The sequence below is a fragment of the Neolewinella lacunae genome, from assembly GCF_014349155.1.
Classification (GTDB): domain Bacteria; phylum Bacteroidota; class Bacteroidia; order Chitinophagales; family Saprospiraceae; genus Neolewinella; species Neolewinella lacunae.
The window spans coordinates 24711-48091 of the sequence record NZ_JACSIT010000037.1 but is presented as its reverse complement, the minus strand read 5'-3'; the positions used below and the strand labels follow the sequence as shown (position 1 = coordinate 48091).

Below are 23381 nucleotides of genomic sequence, written 5' to 3'. Positions count from 1 at the left end.
GCCCGGGCGGATGCGGAGCCCAAATATAACCGGAGAAAATGGTTCAGGCTGTCGCCTTCGGAGGGGACTTTACTTCCGCTTGCAGCAGTACAGCACCCAGGCGGGTGGCAGGTTGCCCCAAACCCGGCGGGTGGCTACCGGCCCGAACGCCTCTTCGTAGTAGCGCTTGGTCTTAAGGCTGTAGTGCACCTGGTTGTAACACCCCCCTTCCCGGAGGTTATCGCGGGCGGCGGTAACAATCTGCCGCCCCAACGCCTCGGGCAAGGCCGCAAAGGGAATAGCCGATACCACGTGATCCGCCTGCTCCGCCCCGATCTTATCGAGCCAGTGGCGGATGTTCTCGGCACTGTCTTCAGCCACCACCAGCCGGTCGTCACCCAACGCGCGCAGGTCAGCACACAGGTCCGGACTCACCTCAAAGGCAATAACCTTCCCCTCGGGATGCAGGCGCTTGAGGATGTGCCGCGTAATCACCCCATCGCCCGCCCCCAGCTCCACAATGACGCGGGCCCGGTAAAAGTCAATACCCGCAATGGCCGCTTTACACAGGGCCGGGCTGCTGCGCGTAATCGTACCCGTAGTACGGAGGTTGCGCAATCCCTCAAGCAAAAAAGAAATGGTCGACATAAGGCAAGGCAGCGGCGGTTTTGAAACGAGACACGGTTGCCACCGGAGCAACCCCTCGGTGAATCCGCCAAAGGTAGTACGCGCCACGCAACCCTGGGGTTCCCTCCCTTGCTCATTGGATCAGCGCCTGCACCTGCGGCCGCGCCCATTTTTCCCGCCCGAGAGCATTCGGTACTGCTGAAGGCCCACTAGCCGCGCTTCGCAAAAATCGCCACGATGGCACTGGTGACGGCCCCCATGACAATGGCACCGATGAAGCCCATCACAATGTAATTGCCAAGATTGAAAAAAGCCTCCGCATCCGCCTGGGTGGACAATCCTTGCGCTACAGAGTAAGCAATGACATTATCAAAATAGTGCGGTGTGATGATTTTACTGGTAATCAACTGCGTGAGCGGGCTGAGGATGGCGACTACGGCCGTGACGATCATCCCCGCCTTAAAGCCCTGCCCCCAGCTCATTTTACCACCGTAAAAGTTCTCGCGCTTGTCTTTGAGGGCCAGCACGTAGAGGATGATGGCGGGCACGGCAATCAGGTTGGTCCACACCGCATGGTGTTCAAGCAACTCATCGTGAAGCCCTACCAGGCGCTCGCCCAGCATCCAAAGCAGGCTCATGGCAACGAAAATAAGGCCCCATTTGATTTCAATCCGGTACTGTTGCATAACAAAAGGTTTGGTGGCGATCCAGCCTTGGCCGCCGGGTGAATAGTATGCGCACAGTTTACCAACGCCCTGGCAAATTAGGGCGGTCGCAGATTTTTTGCAACAATTTTGCGCAAAAAATTTCAAATCAAAACAATCAGCGGGGAGCTACAAAGTACACTATATATAGGTCTCGTTTCCCGAAGCCGTCTTTGCGGTCGCTGGCCAGGAAGCCGGTGAAATGATCTGGCGCGACGCGGAAGTGGGTATCGTCGCCGGCGGAGTTCAGGGGCAAGCCCGCGTTAGTGGGCAGGGTGAAGCGGTTATCGACGCCTTCAACGCGGTAGGTGTAGACCACGTCAAAACCGCCCACGCTGTAGGTGGGGTCGTTGGTACTGAAGTAGACGGTACGCCCGTCAGCCGCCACAAAGGGACAAATCTCGTCGTAAGGTCCGTTCACGTTGGGCCCCAGGTTGAGGGCCGGTCCGTAGCCACCACCGGGCAGGCGGGGCATGCGGTAGAGGTCGAGTCCGCCGAAGCCTCCGGGGCGGCGACTGGAAAAATAGATGGCATCTTCCGCCCCGAAATAAGGCGTGGCATCCCCCAGCGCCGCCGAAAGGGGGGCGTCCGGAGCAATGGTCACCAATTGCTGGTTGCCGCCAGTGGTAAAGGTATCGAGCAAAAAGCGCCCGTCCGTGGCATCCTGCCCCCGGTAGTAGTAGAGCTTTTGGCCATCGGGACTAAAATCCAGCAGGGTCTCCTGGGCGGCGGTGTTCAGGAGGGGATTGACGGGCGCGGGAGGGCCCCACCCCGCCGGATCGGCCAGCGAGACCACCATGTCGCTCTGCACCTGCCCGCTGGCCAGGTCGCGCCGCAGCAGACTGAAGTACAGCCGTCCGCTACCCGTTGGGCTGGGCACCGGCCCAAATTCATCGTTCTCCGTATTGATGCGGTTGCCCATGTTCTCGGCCACCATCTGGTCGCTGACGAAGCCGGCGCGAATGCCGTTGTCGGTATTGCGCAGCAGATTGATGACCGTGCGCCGCTCCGGCCCGTCGCCCGTCAGGCTGCGCAGGTAGCGTTTGTACTCCACCGCCGCGCGGGGAAACTGGTGCTGGGCGTGGTAAATCCGGCCGAGGTAAAACCAGGCCAGCGGAAAGTTATCCCGCTCCCGCTCCACGATGGCCAGCAAACCCTGCTCCGCTGCCAACAGATCATTGGCGTGAAACTGGCTCACAGCCAGCAACAGCCCCGCGTCCGTGTCCGTCTCCGTCAGGCCTTTGGTTCCTTGCAGGGTGCGGATGGCCGCAGCGTATTCCCCGGCGGCAAATTCCCGCTCCGCCCGCTCCAGACGCTCTTTGCGCTGGGCCAGCAGGCAGCAGGGAAGCAGGAGGAAGAGGAGGAGAAAGCGCATGAGCGGATGGGTGTATGAGCGAATGCGTGAATGAGCGAACGCGTGACCGCCGTAGGCAGCAGCGTAGGTAATGAGCGAATGAAAAATGGCAGCAAGTACCTGACATTAAACACCTGACATCTGACGCCTGACATCACACATCTGACATCTGACATCAAACATCCTTCCGTCCTTTGTCAAAAGCTTCCAGGTAGTCGCCCACGCGGCGGAGGAAGGAGCCGCCGAGGAACCCGTCTACCACCCGGTGGTCGTAGCTCAGGCTCATGAACATCAGTTGGCGCACGGCGATGAGGTCGCCGTATTCGGTTTCTACCACGGCTGGCTTTTTGCGGATGGCCCCTACGGCCAGGATGGCTACCTGGGGCTGGTTGATGATGGGGGTGCCCATGACGTTGCCGAAGGTACCGACGTTGGTGAGGGTGAAGGTACCGTCCTGGATCTCAGTGGGCTTGAGTTTGTTTTCCCGCGCGCGGCCGGCCAGGTCGTTGACCGCCTTGGTGAGGCCCAGGAGGTTGAGTTGGTCGGCATTTTTGATCACCGGCACAATCAGGTTGCCATTGGGCAAGGCTGCGGCCATGCCGAGGTTGATGCCGGCCTTTTTAACGATGGTATCGCCCTCTACGGAGACGTTGATCATGGGAAAATCGCGGATTGCGCGGGCCACCGCCTCCAGGAAGATGGGGGTGAAAGTGATTTTTTCGCCGTGCTTGCGCTGGAAGTCGTCTTTGACCCGCTCGCGCCACTGCACGATGTCGGTTACGTCTACCTCAATAAAGCTGGTGACGTGGGGGCTGGTGCGCTTGCTCTCCACCATGTGGTGGGCGATGAGCTTGCGCATGCGGTCCATTTCGATGATCTCGTTTTCGCCGCTGCTCTTCCGGGCCGGGGCCGGGGCAGCTGCCGGTGCAGGGCTGGCGGCGGCGGCGGTTTCGGGGGCGGTGCCGTGGAGGAAGCCGTTGTCCCGCCGTTGCAGGTAGGCCAGCATATCGGCCTTGTTGACCCGTCCGTCCAGGCCGCTGCCGGGGATGCGGTCGAGCTCGGCCTGGGCAATACCTTCCTGGGCGGCGATGGTACGGACCAGCGGGCTGTAAAAGCGGCCTTCGCTGTGGGTTTTTACCGGGCCGGTGGCTTCGGCGGTCATTGGGGCGCTGGACGCAGGTGCAGGGGAAGGACGCCCCCCATCCCCCACGGGGGGAGCAGCAGGGGAAGGCGTGGCCGGCACCGGCTTCTCTTTGCCGTTCGCGTTGCTGTCGGAAACGGCCTCACCCGTCGCGGGACTGGCGGCCACCGCCGCGCCAGCCTCCGTTTCGATCAGGGCGATGACTTCCCCTACGGCCACCGTACTATCCGGGCCGTGGAGGATTTTGGCAATGGTGCCGTCTACGGGCGAGGGGACTTCGCTGTCCACCTTATCCGTAGCAATTTCCAGGATGGTATCGTCTACTTCGACGGTATCGCCCACTTGCTTCACCCAGTTGAGGATGGTGGCTTCGATGATGGATTCACCCATCTTGGGCATGATCAGCTCGACTAAGGCCATGTGCGTTGGTTCTTTGGTGCGGTTGGTTAATCCGCTGGCTTGGTTACAGGACTTTGGCAAAATTAAGGCTTTTGCCGCGCATGGCGTAGAATCCCGGCCGAATCCACCACCCGGCCCCCAAAGTCTGCTCCGGCCGCTGAAGCTAACGAGTTACCAAGTGCGTAGTCGACGAGCACTCCCGCCGGAGGCTAAACCAAAAAAGAAAACCCGCAAACAACTGTTGGCCAGTCGATTGCGGGTTTCTTCTGAGGTTGAGAGCGGATTCGAACCGCCGTAGCAGGTTTTGCAGACCTGTGCCTAGCCACTCGGCCACCCAACCATCGGGGATGCAAAAGTAGGTCCGAGACCATGGTAGCGCCAAACTTTGGGCCATCTTTTTATTGCGGCCCGTTTTTGGGGTGGGCTGCTCCACTACTTCCGGCTACCGGAATTCCACATTTCCTGCCTCCTTTACTTTTTGGGGATGGGTTGGGAGGGGCCTGCCTGGCTCCCCAATTCTTCCCGTCGCGTACCCTGGGCTGAAAACCAAAAATTGTCACCTCATCGTAAATACGATAGTTAAGCTATCAAATTTATTAAACACACTTTCAAAATTGAAAGTTTTGCTATCTCACTAAACAACCGACCATGAACTCAATTTCTTTTTTCTCACTACTGTTCTTTTTGCTGCTCGGCCCGCTGGCCCTGCACTCCCAACAAGCAGCGGTAGTCGACCGGCTCCTCGAGCTGGAAGACGGGCAGTACTTCGCCGACCGCGACAGTGCCTACAAGAACCCCTACTATGGCCTCAAGAAACTGATCTACGGCAACCGCCGCTTCGTGGACAACAGAAGCATCAAGCCCCGGCAATCGGATGCCGATCTTAAAAATGGATCGCTGGGGCAAAAACCTTTCGCCACCATCATTGGCTGTGCAGACAGCCGGGTACCCAACGAGATCATCTTCGACCAGGGAGTGGGAGACCTTTTCATCACCCGTACCGCCGGCCAGGTGATGGCCGAGGCTTCCTACGGCACCATCGAATACGCTACGGTGGTGCTCAACACCCGCTTGATCGTCGTACTGGGCCACCAATCCTGCGGAGCCGTCAAGGCCGCCATGTCTTTACCCGAGAACCCTCCCGGCCACGTGGTTACCCTCATCAACGCCATCAAGCCTGCCTCCCTTTACGCCAAGGCGCACGCCAGCGGGGAAAAGGAGCAGACAGACCTCGCCATCCGCCAAAACGTCATTGAGCAAGTCAATGAACTCCGTGACCTCGAACCCGTCCTCAGCCGCCGCTTCGCATCCGGCGAAGTCTTGATCGTAGGTGCCGTCTACAACCTGGAAACGGGTCTGGTCAGTTTCCTGGAAGAAACGATTGAAAGCTTGCCCGCCTTCAACAAGTAAACCCGAACTTGGGCCCTGTACCCGCGCTGGAAGACCCGCTCCCCCAACCGGTGGAGCCACGAAAAAACCCGTTCCAGCGCGGGCCTGGGTACCCAAAATTCTTAGCTTAATCTTATGCGATATTCTCTGCTTTTCTGTCTATTGCTGGCTGGCCTCCCCCTCAGCGCACAAGCCGTTGATGAAGACCAGCTCGGGGCCTGGTACATGTATTTTTACAACGCCCGCTTCGGCAATGGACCCTTCGGCATCCAGGGCGATTTCCAGTTTCGGTACTGGAATTTCGGGACCGACCTCGAGCAAATCCTGATCCGCAACGGCCTGACGTACCGGCCCAAAGACGCCGACGTACTTTTTACCCTCGGCTACGCCACCATCACCTCAGGAGTGCCGGGCGAAAGCAGCGAAAGCAGTCACGAAAACCGCATTTACCAGGAAGCACTCCTGCCCCACAAGGTAGGGGGCCGCTTTCTGCTGACCCATCGCTTCCGCTACGAACAGCGCTGGGTGGAAGGCCAGGATTTCCGTACGCGTTACCGCTACAACCTCTTCCTCAACGTCCCCCTGAACGCCCGGGAATTGGGCCACAAAACGGCCTACCTGGCCCTGTACAACGAGTTGTTCATCAACGGACAGCAAGACGTGGGCAATGGCAACCGCGTTGCTACTTTTGACCGCAACCGCACCTACCTCGGGTTGGGCTACGGGTTGGGCAGGAAGTTGCGGGTACAACTCGGCGCCATGAACCAGACCACCGCCACCTGGAGCAAATGGCAAACCCAGTTCAGCGCCCACCACACTTTCTGAGGGCGGGAGGAGCGGGGCACAGCGGCATTGTTTTGTGTACAGTGCCTAAAAAAAACGTGAGGTTGAGCCCTTGCAACAATCACCACCCACTGGTCTTCAACGGCTTTCAGAAGGCAGTTCGGTGGTTTTGTAGTTCGGTAGTTGACAATGCCCACTACCAAACTACCAAAACCATTGCCATCTAACCCTCTGGAAATCAGCAAACAGCTACGTTACAACTCCCCAACCTGACCCTAAAATAAAACTTGGTGTACCTTACTGGCTTTCCCGACTGTCCAACGATAATGTACACTATGTCTTTTCGCCTTTCCTTGCTCTTACTGGTCCTTTTGCACTGCACCTGCGGCAGCGCCCAATCATCGGCTGCTTACCTGAAACTGGCCCAGGTGGCCCACATTGAGCAGAAAAACATGGTGACGATGCGCGACGGCGTGCGCTTGTGTACGGACATTTACCGCCCCAAAACCGACGCCAGGGTGCCCATCATCCTGAGCCGTACTCCTTACCAGATGAACGCCTGGGTAGACGGCGAAGAGCGCACCCGCACCTACGAGCGGGCCTACGAGGCGGTAGTGCGCGGCTACGCCTACGTGGAACAAAACGAACGCGGCCGCTACTACAGTGAAGGGGAGTGGGACATCCTCGGGGTGCCCCTCACCGACGGCTACGACGCCTTCACCTGGCTGGCCGAACAAAGATGGAGCAATGGCAACATCGGCCTCTACGGCTGCAGTTCTACCGCCGAGTGGCAAATGGCCGTGGCCAGCCTGGGCCACCCCGCCCTGAAGGCCATGGTGCCCATGGGCTACGGCGCGGGCGTGGGCCGCATTGGCAAGTACATGGAGCAAGGCAACTGGTACCGCGGCGGCGCCCAACAGATGCTCTTCACCGCCTGGCTCTACTCCGTGCAGCACGACCCGCAGCGCCCGCGCCTGGCCGCCGGCACCAGCCGCGAAGACCTCCTGCGCCTGCAACGCTTTTACGATATGTCTCCCGAATACCCCAGCGTCGACTGGGCCGAAGGCCTCCGCACCCTGCCCGTTCAGGACATCATCCGCACCCAGCACGGCCCCCAGGGCATTTACGAGGAGATGATCACCCGCCAACCCAACGACCCGAAGTGGTACCAGGGCGGGCTTTACCACGATGATATGCCTTTCAACGTGCCCACCTTCTGGTTCACGAGCTGGTACGACGTCTCCATCAGTCCCAACCTGGCCCTGTTCAACCACGTCCGCCAGAACGCTACCAGCCCGGCCGTGCGCGAGCAGCAGCACCTGGTCATCGCCCCCACCCTGCACTGCGCCTACACCCGCGCTACGGCCAACACCGTAGTCGGCGAACGCAACGTGGGGGATGCCCGCCTGGACTACGACGAACTCATCTACGGCTGGTTTGATAAGCACCTCAAAGGCACCGAAAGCAGCAAAATAAAGGCGCTGCCGCAGGTGCAATTCTATACCATGGGGAGCAATGTCTGGCAAACCAGCACCGCCTGGCCCCCGCCCGCTGCGGTGATGACGACCTACTACCTGGACTCCGACGGCCGCGCCAACACCCGCCACGGCAACGGCCGCCTCGTAACCAAGGCCCCCGCCAAAGACCAGCCCGATGCCTTCGTTTACGACCCCATGGACCCCGTACCGAGCTACGGCGGCAACGTCTGCTGCACCGGCAACGCCGTAAAAGGCGGCTCCTTCGACCAGCGCGTAATGGAAAACCGTAACGACATCCTCGTCTACACCACCGAGCCCTTCGCCGAGGGCGTCGAACTTTCCGGCTTCATCGAGACCACGCTCTACGTCAGCTCCGATGCCAAAGACACCGACTTCACCGTGAAGCTCATCGATGTGTACCCCGACGGCACGGCCTACAACCTCGACGAAACCATCCAGCGCGTCCGCTACCGCGAGGGCTACGACCGGGAAGTGTTCATGGAAAAAGACAAGGTCTATAAGGTGGAACTTACGCCCATGTCCACGAGCAACTACTTCCAGCCGGGCCATTCCATCCGCATCGAGGTTTCCAGTTCCAACTTCCCGCGCTTCGAGCGCAACCTGAATACGGGTGGGAAGAACTACGACGAAAAAGAGGGCGTGGTGGCCAAAAACAAGGTCCACCACAGCGTGGCATACCCCAGTGCCGTCCGGCTGCCGTTGCTGCGTTGATCAGCGCAGCACCAGGCCCAGCAGCAAGACGGTGACTAAGACGGTGAACCCCATCACCGCCGTCAGGGGCGTATAGCTGCGGTAGGCGTCGGCCACCTCAATGCCCGAAAAGCGGGAAACGACCCAGAAGTAAGAGTCGTTGGCGTGGCTCACCGTCATGGCCCCGCCGCCGATGGCCAGGGTGAGGAGGGCCAGGTCGGTGGCCGAGCTGAAGCCCGCCAGCGGCAGCAGCGGAGCGACGATGCCGGAGGCGATGACCAGTGCGCCCGTACTGGAGCCCTGGGCCGTTTTGAGCAGGGCGGCAATCGCAAAGCCCAGGCCGAGGAGGGCGCTGCCGGATAGCGCGGCCTCGCCTACCCAGGCCGCGACGTCGGCGGCCAAGGACGAAGCTTTCAGGATGGCCCCGAAGGCACCGCCCAGGCCGGTGATGATGAGGATGGGGCCCGCCAGGTTCAGTCCGTCCTTTATCCATTCCGTCTTGGGGGTAGCCGAGGGCAACAGCAACGCGGGGATGCAGCCCAGCGCTAAAGCTACCGTTGGCTCGCAGCACCAGCGGAGGTAGTCGGCCAATCCCCCCGGCTCCGTAGTAAGCTGCAAGACCGAGCCCAGCGCAATGAGGACCATGGGCGTAAGCAGGGGCAGCAAGCTGGGGAGTAGGCCCGGGGTGGCCTCCAGAAGAATTTCCGCTGCTGCGGGCGGGCGGGCCGGAATGCGGGCACCCAGCCAGGCGGCGGACTTCCAGACGACGAACAAGGCAGGCAGGCTAACGACCAGGCCGAGGCCCATGATGGTGCCGATGTAGTCCGTCGCCCCCAGGTTGGCGGCGGCGGCCAGTGGGCCCGGGGTGGGCGGGATGAGGGTATGGGTCAGGTAAAGTCCACCGGCCAGGCTCAGTGCCAGCGGTGCCAGTTTCGTCCCCGCCCGCAGCGCCAGGGCAGGCAACAAACCGGCCAGAATGATGAAGCCACTATCGCAAAAAACCGGCACGGAAATGACCGCCCCCAATACGACGAGCCGCAGGCCCAGGCGGCCGCCGCCACCAATGAGCAAATCCGCAATCCGGCGGGCAGCTCCCGAGCGCTCCAGCGCCACCCCGATGATGCTGCCCAGCACAATGAGCAAGCCTACCCCTCCGACGAGCCCGCCAAAACCCTCCTTCAGCAGCGCGATCACTTGCGGCAAATCAAAGCCGATGGCCAGCCCCAAGCCCACCGCAGCCACGAACAGGGCAAAAAAAGGATGCCAGCCAAAACGACTCCCCGCCACAATGAGGAACAGGATCGCCGCCGCAAGGGCCAGCAAGAGAGGAAGTCCGGAAAGCATGGGCATTAGTCGTTTGGTCCGCTTTCGCCAAGGTAGGGCCTGCGGCCGGGTTTTTCCGCTGCCGTGCCGTCCGTTAGCGGGCAGGGGATGTCCGAAAGCGGTCACTTGCTGCTTTTATTGCAATTGTTTACCGCTGATTATCAGCTACATAAATTTCGGGCACGCTTTTGGCATGGGAGAGGGCAAGAGAGGCCAGCCCCACCACCGAAGTGGAGTGCGCTCGCCGAAGCCCAGCGGGGTGAGACGTTGAAAATCAGGAAAGTCACCAGGCCGTTCGTCGGATTTTACTAGCATTCGTCGATGGAAACCTAGGAGGGCTCGAACAAATTTTCGGCGACTGAAACACCCCCCGATATTTGTGTCATCAAAGCACGGAAAGCAAAGGCAACCCGTGCAACCCATAACTAAATACCAAGTCTCTTAAACCAGACCCAGCCAATATTCCGATCATGACGCGTTTCTTCTTTACCCTCGTTTTCAGCATTCTTTTCAGCTGCGCTGTTTTTGCCGATCAAGACGGGGGCGGCGCAAAAGCAGGCCCCAGCCTCTTTGATCAGTGGCTGACCGAGAGCAGCACCCACATCACCTTCCGCGTCAACTTCGATACCCTCGAGGCCAACCGCAAAACGGAAAACTTCTTTGCCGCCACCGTTATCCACAACGGCGAAGAACTGGAGTTGGAAGCCGCCGTGCGCGGACGCTTCCGCCGCCGGACCTGCGTGATGCCTCCCCTGGAACTCAAGTTTGCTAAGGATGGCCTGCGTGCTGCCGGACTCAACACCCACAACGACTTCAAACTCGTTACCCACTGCACCGGCGATGCCGCTGGGCAGGATGCCCTCCTGCGCGAAAAACTGGCCTACGAGCTTTACCAGACCGTTGCCCCCAACGCCAGCTACCGCACCAAGCTGCTTACCGTCACCTACGTTAACACCGTTGACGGCAGCAGCACCACCAGCTACGGCATCCTCATCGAAGACAACGACGAACTGCAAAACCGCCTTGACACCGACAACTGCAAATCCTGCTACGCCCTGCCCGCCGAGAAAATCACCAACGCCGAAACCCTGGCCCTGTTCCAGTTCATGATCGGCAACAGCGACTTCTCCAACCGGATGGTCCGCAACCTGAAGTTGCTCGAAAACGCCAACGGCACCTATACCGCCGTTCCTTACGACTTCGACTACAGCGGCCTCGTCAACGCCACCTACGCCAATGGCTTTGCTCACTACAACGAAACGAAGGTGACCGACCGGACGCTGATCTGGGAATACGACACGGCCCCCGACTTCAGCGGCAGCGTCGCCTACTTCGTCTCCCTCAAAGACACCCTGCTCCAGCAGGTGGAAGACTTTGACGGCTTGAGCGCCGAGAGCAAGCGCGAAATCACCCGCTACCTCAAAGGTTTCTACAAGGAACTGGCCTCCGACGCTTTCTACACGGCCAAGTAAAGGCCCCTCCGCCTGCTGCCCGCCGTATGACTTTTTGCCTCCCACTGACCCCGCCAAGACGCTTACCTTAGCGGCATGCCCGCACTTCCCAAAATCATTCCTGTTGTTCTGATGGCCGCGACCCTGCTCGCGGCCATTGGCATTGGTGGCTTGTTCTTCCTCAAGCAGTCGGGCGAGCGGCGTGCCAACCGGCTCTACGGCACCCTGCTGGTGCTCGGCGGGCTTACCCAGCTGCACTTTTTGCTCGACTTCAGCGGCTGGCTGTTGCGCTATCCACCTTTGCGTTTTCTGCCCATCTACTTCAGTCTCTGGCTGCCGGTGCTGCTGTTCAGCCACGTCAAAATCAGCCTCTTCCCCCGCTACCGGTTCCGTTGGACCGACCTCAAGCACCTGGTTTTGCCCATTGGGCAAACGCTGTATTTTGTGTCCATCTGGTGCTTCCCGGCACTGCGCCACGCTACGGGCAGATCCTTTTACAACCCTTTTTACGGGAGCCTGGAGCAGCTCCTCTTCCTGGCTGGCTGGCCCCTTTACGTCTTGTTCAGCTACCTCTACCTGCGGCGCAAGCGGCGGCAATTGCAGCGGCGGAGTTTGCCGCGCCACATGTGGTACCTCCGCAAATTGCTCAAAGGCTGCTTACTCTTCATCCTGGCCTACGCCATTCTCTCGTCCGCCGATTTCCTGGCTTACAAATACTACTGGGCAGACCTCCGCGGCCTGGCCTGGTACGCGGGCATCCAGGCGCTTTCCTATACGGTGCTGCTGCTGTGGCTATGCGTTTACGGCGTTCAGGTGCTCGTGTGGGGCCGGAAATTGATTGCCAGCAGCCAGGGCTGATTTTTGCGGTGCCGTATTTCAGGTGGGGCGCGGGCGCAGGTGCTCCCCCCCGGCCCCCCGAAGGGGGGAGCTAAGATAAGGAGCAAGGGAGGGTTCGGGTGGGGGCATCCTACAGCCGGGATTATTCGGGGAGTTTGTAGTTTAGGCGCTCAAAACCACTCACTTTTTACGGAGCTTTCCTAAAGTCAGACCACCATGCGCCGACGTCAATTCCTTCAGTCTTCCCTCGCTGCACCTGCGGTACTTTCCACTGCACCTGCGTTCAGCGCCCCTGCTACTACTGGCCGTTCGCTGGAAAAACTGCGCGTGGCGGTGCTGGGTACGGGCTTCCGCGGGCAATCGCACCTGGACCTGCTGCTGCGCCGCGACGACTGCGTTGTAACGGCGATCGCGGACATCGACCAGCGTATGATCGGGATGACGAAAGAACTGTTTGCGAAAGCGGGTGCGCCCGCGCCCGTCGTTTACGACCAAGGACCGGAAGATTACCTCCGCCTGCTGGAGACCGAAGATCTGGATGCCGTCATGATTGCCACTCCCTGGCGCTGGCACACCCCGATGGCGGTGGCCGCCATGCGCAAAGGCCGCTACGTGGGCGTGGAAGTGTGCGGGGCTTTTTCCCTGGACGAGTGCTGGGAACTGGTGCGCACCCACGAGGCCACCGGCAGCCAACTCTTCTTCCTGGAAAACGTCTGTTACCGCCGCGACGTGATGGCGGTACTCAATATGGTCCGCCAGGGACTTTTCGGCGAGTTGCTCCACCTCGAAGGGGGCTATCAGCACGACCTGCGCAACGTTAAATTTAACGACGGCGTGGAGGCCTACGGCGGGGGTGTGGAGTTTGGTCCCAAGGCCTTCCACGAGGCCCGCTGGCGCACCGCCCATTCCGTCCTCCGCAACGGCGACCTCTACCCCACCCACGGCGTCGGGCCGGTGGCCAACTACATCAACATCAACCGGGGCAACCGTTTTGTGGGCCTCACCTCGATGGCCAGTAAGGCCCGGGGCCTGCACGAATACATCGTCAACCACCCCAAAGGTGGCCCCAGCCACCCCAATGCCAAAGTAGAATTTAAGCTCGGCGACAAGGTAACCACCCTACTATCCACCGTCAACGGCGAAACGGTAGTCCTCCACCACGACACCAACCTGCCCCGGCCCTACAGCCTCGGCTTTAGGGTGCAGGGGACGAAGGGCCTGTGGATGGACGTCAACCAGTCCCTTCACCTTGAAGGTACCACCGAGGCCCACCGCTGGGCTGCGGCCGCGCCTTTCCTGGAAAAATACGACCACCCGCTGTGGCAGCGCATGGCCGACCGGGCCGAAGGGGCCGGACACGGGGGGATGGACTTCTTCCTCGTCAACGCCTTCGTCGAAGCCGCCAAAGCCAATGCCGTAGCGCCCATTGACGTCTACGATGCGGCCACCTGGCTGGCGATCACCCCCCTCTCCGAGCAATCGGTAGCCCAGGGAGGCACCCTGCAAGCTTTTCCCGATTTTACCAACGGCAAATGGATGGACCGGGCGGCGGATTTTGCTACGGGAGGGTATTAGTTCAGTAGTCTAGTAGTTCATAGTTCAATAGTCTAGTAGTTCAGTAGTGTGGTAGTTTACTGGTAACTAGTAAACTATGAACTATGAACTAACCACCGCTACCGCATAACCATCACACTACCACTTTCCACGAACTCATTGCCCTGGCAGCGGTAGACGACGCGCCAGACGGCCACGCCGGGGTGAACGGGGGAACCCTTGAAGGTGCCGTCCCAACGGGCGAAGGCGTCGGTCGTTTGAAACATCTGGGCGCCGTAGCGGTCGTAGATTTCAAAGCTGACGAGCTCGGAGATGGCGAAGGGGTTGGAAATGCCGAAGGTTTCGTTTTCCGTTGGTCCGATGCCATTGGGGGTAAAGGCCTTGGGCAGGAAGATCTGGGAGCAATCCAGCAGGGCGGGGTCAATGACCTGTAAGACGATGCTATCAATGGCCGTGCAATTGCTTTCGGCGTCCTGGATGCGGACGCGGTAAGCTTGCCGACCTGCCGCCACCGGGGTGATGGTGGGCTCGGCCGCCGAAGGGTCATCTACCCCGGCCCGGGGCAGCCAGTCGTAGCCCACACCACAGGCGCTGTTGAGTTCGATATCGACCGATTCCCCGAGAAAGAGGCGGCGCGTGGTGTTGACGATGCGGTCGGGCCGTTCGTAGAGGCCTTCCACTTCTGCGTCGCGGAGGGCGCGGCTGTAGATGCGCATTTCGTCGATGAGGCCATCGAAGGGCGTCTCTCCCGGGGTACGGCAGTTGGTGGAGCCGATGAGGAAGTCGCCGGTGTTGTCAACGTCAACGCGGCTCGAGGTTCGTGCCTCGCCAACTTCCCGGGCGTTCAGGAAAAGGCGTACGCTGTTGCCTTCCCGCAGCAAGACCACGTGTTGCCAGCAGGCGGCGTTGGTGATGCGGTGATCAACGCGGGCTTCCTGATTGTTTTGCCGCAGCACCGCGGAGATGGTACGCGTAAGGGGAGCGTAGCGGATGGCGATGAACTGAAGGTTATTGCAGTTGGTATCCCGTTTGGACACCAGGTACTGGGTGCCGTTGGTACCGATGGATTTAAAGTAGAAACTAAGGGTAAAGTCTTCGGATTCGAAGCGACGGTTGACGTTGTTGCTGTTGCCGCCGGGGATCCGCACGAAGTCGTTGCCACTGTTCAGGGCGAGGGCGGAGCCATTGATGCCGCAGGCAAATTCCGGCACGCCGCTGGGCACGCCATTGTTGGCACTGTCTCCGGTGGCATCCCCAAAGTTGCCATCGAAGGTGTAGCGGGCCACCAGGTTGAGTTCCGTTGGCATGGTCTGGGCAGTCGCTCCGCCGGGGAAGATGCCCAAAAAGCTCAGGACCAGGAGTAGACAAGGGAAGATAAAAACGCGCATAAACCGATTTTTTGGGCCGCAAAGGTAGGGTGATGGCCACCGTTTGTTTCAACGCCGCAGCGCGTTCAATCATTGCCTTTAACCAAGGAAGCGGGCCTTCCATTCCGGGCGGGGCAGCAGGCAGGCTTCGCGTTTGCCAAACCAGCGGTAGCGGTTTGCGGCAATGAGACGATAAACGGCGTCCCGCAGCACCCGGGGAAAGAATCGCAGGAACCTGGCGAGGGGTCGGTACACGCCACCGAGGAGGGCTGTAGCGCGAAGCGCCCCGTCGCTTTCCGTGTACGCCACGCCATTGTCGTAAAGGACCAGGCTGCTGAGGGCCGTAGGGTCCACCCCGGCGGCCGGGAGCAATTCCTGGGCCAGTTCCGACTGCAAACTGGCAAAACGGAGATTCCCCTCCCGGTCATTGAGGAGGAACCACTGGACGGCCCCGTTGCACAAATTACAGAGGCCATCGAAAAAAAGGACGGGAGATGCTGCTGCCATAACCCTGAAAACAATGCAGGCGGGGGAAGGTTGGGCCACGAGCCTTTCGTCCACAGGGGAAGCACACTAGGAAAAACCGGGGAAAATGCTATTTTTGTCCTTTGCAGCTGAACTTGTTTTTTCGTTTTCTGGCTATAGAAGTGGTGAATTCATCTTTCCACCCCCAGCTCCCGTTGGGTGGTGAAAATAGTCGTACGGCCATTGTCAGAAAAGCTTTTCCTCTTACTGCTCTTCCTGGGCTTCGGGCTTTGCGCCTACGGCCAGGGTTACCGTTTGCAAGCTGACCACTACACGGCGGAGGACGGCCTTTCCCACAATGCCGTCAGCAATATCTTCGAAGACAGCCGTGGCCTGCTCTGGCTCACCACCCGCTTCGGGGTCAACCGCTTCGACGGCAACCAGTTCAGGGTGTACACCAAGGAAGAACACGGCTTGCACAGCAACAATATCGGGCACGTAATGGAAGACCCCGATGGTTTGATCTGGATGCTCAACGGCCTCAACGGCACCCGCTACACGGCCTACTACAATTCCTTTACCTTCACCCTCTTTGACGCCTTTCGGGAAAAGACCGTCCCGGCGGAAACCTACCTTCCAGCGCAACTCCGCGCCGCCCTGGAAGGCTGCAAGGTCTACGCCCAAATGCCTGATCGAAGCCTGCTCTTCGTCAGTGAACGGGGCTACTTCGTTCATTACCGACGGCAGGACAATTACTCCGTCGTCCAATTGCCCGAGCCCCTGGAGAATCTGGTGCGGGTCATCCCCCTGGCTGGTACTGGCTTCTGCATTTCGCAGGGCCACGTCAGAAACGAGCGGGAACGCACCTGGAAAGGCTACGACCTGACGGGCAAAGCCATCTCCCTGGCAAGTGAGGAACCCACTCCGTGGTCTCTCCCTTCCCCGTTCACGGTGGGCCAACCTTATATGTACTGGACGGGTAAAAGCTGGCTGGTTTCCTTCCATACGCCTAAAGAAACTACCCCCAACTGGCGGTACATCCGCTATGGCCCCGACCTGGGCGCCAGCACTTTTTCGCTGCAAGAACTCTTCCCGGAGCTTCCCGATTCGGCCCAGCTCCGCTTTTTCGACGAGCGGCAAGACCATTACTGGATACAGCTCGGGGAGGTTACCCTGCTGATGCGGGTAGGGGAAGGCACCCTGGCGGAGTTCCCCGGATTGCAGTTGCCCCCTTTCGTGCGGGCCGATCGCAGTGGGAATTTGTTGGCCACCAATGGCCAGGATGGCTTTTCCCACCTCCGTCTCAAGCGCGACTTTTTCAGCCGGACGGGTATTCCCGGCCACGCCCACCGGGGGATCAGCTTCGATACTACTGGTCGCCTTTGGGCGGGCATCGAAACGGGGTCTTACGCCCGCGATTTACCCGTGGCAGCGCCCAACGTTGTCACCCCGCACAACCACGCGGTATTCAGAGCAGCTTCCGGAGACATCTGGACGGGACTGCCCTACAACGTACAGCAATCTTCTAATTTCTCCCGTCCTTTCCTGCGGCGCTTTCGGGGGGGGAACCTGGATTCAGTTGACCTGTTTTTCGCCGATACTTTGGTCAACTTTCAGCTCTGGGCGCTGTGGGAGCAAAAGCACACGCAAACCATCTGGTGCGCAACGCTTTCGGGAGACGTTTTTGCGGTGAACGCTGTTTCGGGCGATGTCCGCCGCATTCATTATGACCAAAGGCGGGTGCGCCAGCCCATCTTCATCTATGCCTTTACCGAAGATGAGCAGCAACGGGTGTGGATGAGTGCTTCTACCGGTCTGTACTGCTTTGACGCCGGGGGTGAATTTCTGGGGCATTATCACGACCGGGCCGAGGGCAACTTTCACCTTCCCGCCACCAACGTCCATCACTGCCACATCGACGCGGAGGGTGTTTTCTGGCTGGCTACCGGCGATGCCGGCCTCCTACGCTGGCATCCCGAAGGCGCAGTACCTACCCGGACCTACACCACCCGCAACGGCTTTCCTTCAATGGTACTCCACGCCGCCTACGAAGATTCACTAGGTTATCTCTGGATTCCTTCCGAAAACGGGATCGTCCAGTTTCACAAGGACTCCGAATTTGCCTTCCACTACGGCCCCGATGACGGAACAGTGGATGCTGAGTTCAACCGCATTTCGCACTACCGCCACCCCAACGGAAACCTGTACTTCGGGGGAAACACCGGCATCACCTACTTTAACCCCCGTCATTTTCACGCCAAACAACAACTCGCACCCGGGCCAGACTACCTGCGCCTGCTCGACTTGCTACAGCGCCGCAGCGAAGACGGCGCAGCATTTAACCGGATGGCCGACCTGATCGCAAGCGGGTCCATAACCATATACCCTGCCGATTTAGGCACCCGTCTTACCTTGGTTTCGCCAGACCTGTCCCCCGTTCCCTACCTCATCACCAGCCAGGTGATCGGCTGGCAAGAACACCCTATTCCCGTGGGCAGCAACGGCATCCTGCTGGAGGGGCTCCCCTATCAGCATTATCAGTTGCGCATCGTCGCCCAAGACATGGCGGGGCGGCTGCTGCAGGAAATGACCATTCCACTGCGGGTAATTGCCCCTTTCTATTTAAGGCTCTGGTTCATTTTGGGTATTCTGATGGCCATCATCGGCATCATTTACCTGGTCACTTCCTACCAGAGTGCCCGCCTGCGCTATCTGGTAGCCGAGCGCACCCGGCAGATTGAAGCCGATAAGCAAATCATCAGCCAACAGGCGGCGGAACTTCGGCGCCTCGACGATCTGAAATCCCAGTTTTTCGCGAACGCCAGCCACGAGCTGCGCACCCCACTCACTTTGCTTCTTGACCCCCTCCAACAGGAACTGGAACAAGCCACATTGCCCGAACCGAGCCAACGACGACTGCAAAGGGCCAAGGAACAGGCCCAACAACTTTTGCGCCTCGTCAACGGCATCCTCGACCTTTCCAAGCTCGATAACGAGCAAATGATTTTAGAATCCAGGCCCACCGCCGTCCGCCCGCTTTTGCAGCGCATTGTGGAAGAGTTTGTGTCTTACGCCCAGCAAGTGGGGGTAAGCGTAGCCGATACCTACCACTTTCCCGAGGATTTAAACTTGTTGACCGACGCCAGCAAACTGGAGACCATTATACGCAACCTCCTGGCCAATGCCGTCCGCTTCACCCCGCGTGGCGGAAGGGCGACCTTGCGGGCCGTCTACCACGACCAGCACCTCCGGGTCGTGGTTACGGATACCGGACGGGGCATTCATCCCCTGGATCTCCCCCACGTTTTCGAGCGCTACTACCAGGCGCGCCACGCCGCCACCAGTGCCGAAGGGGGAACGGGTATTGGCCTGGCCATTTGCAAATCGTTTGCCGACCTAATGGGGGGCACCCTCATCGCCCGCAGCACCCTGGGCCAGGGGAGTACCTTTGTGCTGGAAATCCCCGCCGCAGTAGCAGAACGGGCATTGCCCCGTGGGGCGCGACCCGGAGAGCGGCAATCGTCCGCCACGACCACCGAGGGGGCGCTGCCGCAGGTGCCGGGAACGGTAAATAACGCAGTGGAAGTCCACCCACCCAGCAGCCCAGCCGGCAATGGCCAACGTACCATCCTGGTGGTAGAAGACCATCCCGGCCTGCGGGAACATCTCGTCGACATCCTGATGTCCGACTTTTCCGTCCTTACCGCCAGCAACGGGCGCGAAGCCCTCGAACGCCTCAATTGCCCGGCCGCTTCCCTACCCGACCTCATCATCACCGACCTGATGATGCCCGAAATGGACGGAATGGAACTCCTGGAACAACTCAAAGCCCACCCCACCTACGCCAGCCTGCCCGTCATCGTACTCTCCGCCCGCGCCAGTACCGAAGACCGCCTGCGGGCCCTCCGCATAGGGGTAGACGACTACATCCTCAAGCCCTTCAACGGCAAGGAACTCCGCCTGCGCATCGCTAACCTGCTCCGCAACGCCGCAGTCCGCCGCAAAAACCTCAACAGCACCCCGGACCCCGTCGAAGCGCCCTCCTTTGCCATTTCTACCGACGAAGCCACCTGGCTGGAAGAGATCAAAGCGATCGTCCAGGCCAATTTGCAGGATCCCGACTTCGGCAACGAAGCCCTCGCCGCCGCCGCCTTTATGAGTACCCGCAACTTAAGCCGTCGCATCAAGGCCGCGACGGGCCTGAGTACCAACAAGTTTATGCTGGAACTCCGCCTGCTCGAGGCCCGGCGCCTGCTGGAACAGCGCCAGCCGCCCACCCCCCCGGCCCTGGCCGAAGCCATCGGCTTTCAAAAGACGAGCTACTTCGCCACCAGGTTCCGCGATCGCTTTGGCGTATCGCCCACCGAATACCTCAACGCACTGGCCAGGGAAAGCAACGCGGTAGAAAAAAATTGATGGCCGCCTCGTCAAAAGCACGTGCATACGCTCTCCTGAGCCCGGCAATGCAACTTTGGGCCAAACAGATCAAGACCCTGAAAAGCGTTGGGGAACGCTCGGCCAGTTCCGGGAACCTACCCGCCTCTGAACGGGATATTGGCGGTTCTTTCCGCTGGTTCAGGGGTGGATAGACGGTGATTTGTCCGCTTTGGGGCTTGCATTTGGCCGGTTTGGGGGCACAGTCGGGGAGTTAATGGGAGGATATTTGTGGCGAACAACACTCTAATGGTTAGGAAGGGGTGGAGGAGACTAGTCACTTTCACGCCTTCCTGCTTTAGCGTTTTTTACGCTGTAGCGCCACCATTCGGCTCCCGCAAATACTGCTACTGCTACGTACTCCACGCCCACCAGCCAAAGGTTCTCGGCGTAGGGCACCGTTACGTAGTTGGTGTAGGTGAGCATAATGAGGAAAGACCAGAGCAGGGGGAAGCGCCACCGCGTGAAGCAACACAGGGCAATGGGTACACTCAGGTACCAGGGATGAACGGTGGTGGCACACAGCAGGTAGAGGACGAAAGCCATCAGCCAGCCCGCCGGCAGGGTATTCCAATCCCGGCGCCGGTCGAGCAGGGCCAGCAAGAGGATGCCCGCCGCAGCCGCCTTGGCCAGTAGCGGACCGAAGCGGGCAATCTGGTTCCAGCCAATTTCGTAGTATCCGTAGGCGCGCGCCAGGTAGTAAAGGCTCGCATTGAACTCAAACTTGCGGAAGTACAAATCCAGGCTATCCCCAAAGCCGGCCGGAAAGCCCGCGAGCAACATCGGCGCAAAAAAGAGCAGACAAGCCCCGCCAAAAGCCACCGAAAAAACCCAGAAGGGCCGTCCCCACAGTCGCCGGATCAAATACGGCAGCAGCAACAGCGGCAAAAGCTTACTCGCCACCGAGGCCGCCATGCCCGCCGCTGCGGCCACCCAACGGTGCTGCCGCAACAAATAATAAGCCAGCAAGAGGAAGAAAACCATAGCCCCTTCGAAGTGCAGGTTCCCCATAATTTCAATCAGGATGAGGGGATTCAGCCAGTAAAGCAGCAAGTTGGTGGGAGGCCAGGGCGTCTTGTCCGACTTCCCTTGCTCTTCCCCCGGGGGAACGGATGCCAGCACCTGCGTTTTAGCGCCCCCTTGTAAAAGCCGCCAGAAAACCCAGAGCGTACCCAGCTCACAAGCCAGCAAAAACAGCTTCATCACCACCGCCGCACCGTACCAGCTGCCCGGGCTCAGCCAGGCCGCCAGCGTGAACACACCCTGGGCCACCGGCGGGTAGATCGTGTAGTATTCCGGTGAATTGAGCAAGGCAAAAAGCTCTGGCGTCAGCCCCGCCACGCTGTTCTCCGGCAGCAGATAGTGCGCGGGCAGGTGGGCAAAGGGGTTGTGCCCGCTGGCTACCAAACTGCCATCCCAGATGAAGCGGTACACATCGTCGCTCAACCGTGGAAAGGCAAACACCAGGGCCACCCGGAGCACAATGCCGAGACCAATCAGCCAAGGAAGCCGTTCAGCAGCCGGGCGGTAGAGCAGCGCCAAATAAGCGCTGAATGCCAGGGCGAAGGCCAGAAAAAGCGACCAAAAATCGCGGCGATCTACCCCAAAACCGAGGTAAAGCACCCCCAGGGAAAGTGCCGCAGCGGCGAGGATCGGCTTTGCCTTATTCATGCTTGTGCTTTGCCGAAGGCTGGGCCGCAACGCTGGCGGCTACGGCACGGGCCACGTTTTGGCCGTCCATGGCCGCACTGAGGATGCCCCCCGCGTAGCCCGCGCCTTCTCCGCAGGGGTAGAGGCTGGGCAGCTCGGGATGCTGGTAAGTGCTGCGGTCGCGGGGGATCCGGACCGGACTGGACGTCCTGCTTTCGGTGCCAATGACGTTGGCTTCGGCGGTGAAGTAACCCCTCATTTTGCGGCCGAAGTCTTTTACGCCTTCCTGCAGGCGGGTGTAGATGCCGGCGGGCAAGAGTTCGTGGAGCGGGGCCGGAAAAAGGCCGGGGATGTAGCTGGTGGCGGGCAGGTCGTGGGAAAGTTTCTGCCGGGCAAAATCCGTCAGGCGGCTGGCGGGTGCGCGCTGGGTGCCGTCGCCCGCCACAAACATGGCCTGTTCGACGGCCTGCTGGAAAGCCAGGCCTGCAAAAATGCCGTGACTGGCGTAGGGCAGCAGGTCTTCCATCTCTACGGCCACGACGGTACCGGAGTTGGCGTAGGGGCTATCGCGCCGGCTCAGGCTCATGCCGTTGACGACAATCTCGCCGGGTGCCGTTGCGGCGGGCACTACCAGTCCGCCAGGACACATACAGAAACTGAAGACCCCACGTTCCTGGACCTGGGTGACGAGTTTATAGCTGCTGGCGGGCAGGTTTTCCTCGCGCTCGCGTTGGCCGTACTGGATCTCATCAATCAGCGGCTGGGGATGCTCGATGCGCACGCCGAGGGCAAAGGGCTTGGCCTCCATCCGCACCCCGTGGCGGTGGAGCAGGTGGTAAATGTCGCGGGCGGAGTGTCCCGTGGCGAAAATGTAGGCCGTGGCGCTTAGGCGGTAGGTTTCGCCATTTTCCGTTGCAATGACCAGGGCCCGGAGGTCTTGGGCGTCGCGCTCCAGGTCAATCACCCGGTGGCCGAAGCGCACCTCGCCGCCGTGGGCAACGATGGTTTCGCGCATATTGGCCACCACCTTGGGCAGCTTATTGGAACCGATGTGGGGGTGGGCGTCAATGAGGATATCCGGCTGGGCACCGTGCTCGACGAGCAATTGGAGGGCCTTTTGGTAATTGCCGCGCTTAAGGCTGCGGGTGTAGAGCTTACCGTCGGAGTAGGTCCCGGCTCCCCCTTCGCCGAAGCAATAGTTGGAATTGGGGTCGACTTCCCCAAATTGCTGAATGGCACGCAGGCTGCGGCGGCGCTCCTGCACGTCTTTGCCCCGCTCAATGATGATGGGCCGAAGGCCCAGCTCGATCAGTTCGAGCGCCGCAAACATCCCCGCCGGACCGCAGCCGATGATGGCCACCGCCGGGGCTTCGGCCACCTCGCCCAGGCTTTCCAGGTAGGGGGCCTCAGGCGTAAAAGTCTCGCCGGGGGCAGCCACGTCTACGCGCAAAAGAAAATGGGGGCGGCTGCTGCGGGCATCAATGCTGCGCCGCACTACGCGCACTTCACCGACGCTGGCCGGGGCCAGTCCCCCCTGGCGGATGAGCGCCTGGCGCAGGGCCGCTTCGTTGTGAAGATCAGCCGGGGCAACCTTGATTTCCAACGATTTTGCCATGGAAAGACAAAAGTACGCGCTTATCCACGGGAAATGAACTTCCCGCCAGAATAGCGGACTGAGGAAGGCAAATATATTGCTTAACGTAAGGTTAAGGCAATAATCACAACTAATTGGTCT

General features: G+C 60.0%; 16 protein-coding genes and 1 tRNA gene. 7 read left to right on the top strand and 10 right to left on the bottom strand.

Translation table 11 applies throughout. The features are described from left to right. Positions 1-69: 69 nt before the first annotated feature. The 5 genes from H9S92_RS01100 to H9S92_RS01080 all read right to left on the bottom strand — a co-directional run bounded on the left by H9S92_RS01100 (position 70) and on the right by H9S92_RS01080 (position 4544). Positions 70-627: a class I SAM-dependent methyltransferase gene (locus H9S92_RS01100; protein WP_187464884.1), complete on the bottom strand. Its 558-nt coding sequence runs from the start codon at positions 625-627 to the stop codon at positions 70-72. Between the two features lie 188 nt (positions 628-815). After that, the gene (locus H9S92_RS01095; RefSeq protein ID WP_187464883.1) at positions 816-1292 is read right to left on the bottom strand and encodes a DUF4199 domain-containing protein; all 477 of its coding nucleotides are present in this window, start codon (positions 1290-1292) and stop codon (positions 816-818) included. Positions 1293-1428: 136 nt separating this feature from the next. Beyond that, positions 1429-2685, bottom strand: a complete 1257-nt coding sequence (locus H9S92_RS01090; protein ID WP_187464882.1) for a tetratricopeptide repeat protein — start codon at positions 2683-2685, stop codon at positions 1429-1431. A gap of 154 nt (positions 2686-2839) precedes the next feature. Next, positions 2840-4225, bottom strand: a complete 1386-nt coding sequence (locus H9S92_RS01085; RefSeq protein ID WP_187464881.1) for a dihydrolipoamide acetyltransferase family protein — start codon at positions 4223-4225, stop codon at positions 2840-2842. Between the two features lie 248 nt (positions 4226-4473). Next, positions 4474-4544 (bottom strand) — tRNA-Cys (locus tag H9S92_RS01080). Positions 4545-4852: 308 nt separating this feature from the next. Between H9S92_RS01080 and H9S92_RS01075 the strand changes: the two genes are divergently transcribed. From H9S92_RS01075 to H9S92_RS01065, 3 genes are all read left to right on the top strand, one after another. Next, a complete protein-coding gene (locus tag H9S92_RS01075) occupies positions 4853-5614 on the top strand; it encodes a carbonic anhydrase (protein ID WP_222935925.1) in 762 nt (253 codons plus the stop codon). A 114-nt stretch (positions 5615-5728) separates the two neighbouring features. Next, on the top strand, positions 5729-6418 hold the full coding sequence (locus H9S92_RS01070; RefSeq protein WP_187464880.1) for a DUF2490 domain-containing protein: 690 nt from the start codon (positions 5729-5731) through the stop codon (positions 6416-6418). A 293-nt stretch (positions 6419-6711) separates the two neighbouring features. Beyond that, entirely contained in the window at positions 6712-8586 is a 1875-nt protein-coding gene (locus H9S92_RS01065; protein ID WP_187464879.1) for a CocE/NonD family hydrolase, read from the top strand. Here the strand turns inward: H9S92_RS01065 and H9S92_RS01060 are convergent, their stop codons facing one another. Continuing rightward, positions 8587-9909 (bottom strand): GntP family permease, encoded by a 1323-nt coding sequence (locus tag H9S92_RS01060; protein WP_187464878.1) that lies wholly within the window; start codon positions 9907-9909, stop codon positions 8587-8589. A 449-nt stretch (positions 9910-10358) separates the two neighbouring features. Here H9S92_RS01060 and H9S92_RS01055 point away from each other — a divergent pair, with 449 nt between their 5' ends. The 3 genes from H9S92_RS01055 to H9S92_RS01045 all read left to right on the top strand — a co-directional run bounded on the left by H9S92_RS01055 (position 10359) and on the right by H9S92_RS01045 (position 13751). Then, positions 10359-11360: a CotH family protein gene (locus H9S92_RS01055; RefSeq protein WP_187464877.1), complete on the top strand. Its 1002-nt coding sequence runs from the start codon at positions 10359-10361 to the stop codon at positions 11358-11360. A 75-nt stretch (positions 11361-11435) separates the two neighbouring features. After that, positions 11436-12197 carry a hypothetical protein gene (locus H9S92_RS01050; RefSeq protein WP_187464876.1) on the top strand — a complete coding sequence of 254 codons (762 nt, stop codon included), beginning with the start codon at positions 11436-11438 and terminating at the stop codon, positions 12195-12197. Between the two features lie 195 nt (positions 12198-12392). Beyond that, complete coding sequence (locus H9S92_RS01045) at positions 12393-13751, top strand: Gfo/Idh/MocA family protein (RefSeq protein ID WP_187464875.1); 1359 nt, start codon at positions 12393-12395, stop codon at positions 13749-13751. 98 nt (positions 13752-13849) lie between these two features. Here the strand turns inward: H9S92_RS01045 and H9S92_RS01040 are convergent, their stop codons facing one another. Beyond that, entirely contained in the window at positions 13850-15118 is a 1269-nt protein-coding gene (locus tag H9S92_RS01040; protein ID WP_187464874.1) for a LamG-like jellyroll fold domain-containing protein, read from the bottom strand. A 78-nt stretch (positions 15119-15196) separates the two neighbouring features. After that, positions 15197-15604 (bottom strand): thiol-disulfide oxidoreductase DCC family protein, encoded by a 408-nt coding sequence (locus tag H9S92_RS01035; protein ID WP_187464873.1) that lies wholly within the window; start codon positions 15602-15604, stop codon positions 15197-15199. Between the two features lie 201 nt (positions 15605-15805). On the opposite strand from H9S92_RS01035, the gene H9S92_RS01030 reads away from it, so the two are divergent. Beyond that, positions 15806-19978 carry a hybrid sensor histidine kinase/response regulator transcription factor gene (locus H9S92_RS01030; protein ID WP_187464872.1) on the top strand — a complete coding sequence of 1391 codons (4173 nt, stop codon included), beginning with the start codon at positions 15806-15808 and terminating at the stop codon, positions 19976-19978. 291 nt (positions 19979-20269) lie between these two features. On the opposite strand, the gene H9S92_RS01025 is transcribed toward H9S92_RS01030, so the two are convergent. Then, positions 20270-21667, bottom strand: coding sequence for a glycosyltransferase 87 family protein (locus H9S92_RS01025; RefSeq protein ID WP_187464871.1), 1398 nt, complete (start codon positions 21665-21667; stop codon positions 20270-20272). After that, a complete protein-coding gene (locus H9S92_RS01020) occupies positions 21660-23261 on the bottom strand; it encodes an NAD(P)/FAD-dependent oxidoreductase (protein WP_187464870.1) in 1602 nt (533 codons plus the stop codon). The genes H9S92_RS01025 and H9S92_RS01020 overlap by 8 nt, the downstream gene beginning before the upstream one ends. Between the last annotated feature and the right edge of the window lie 120 nt (positions 23262-23381).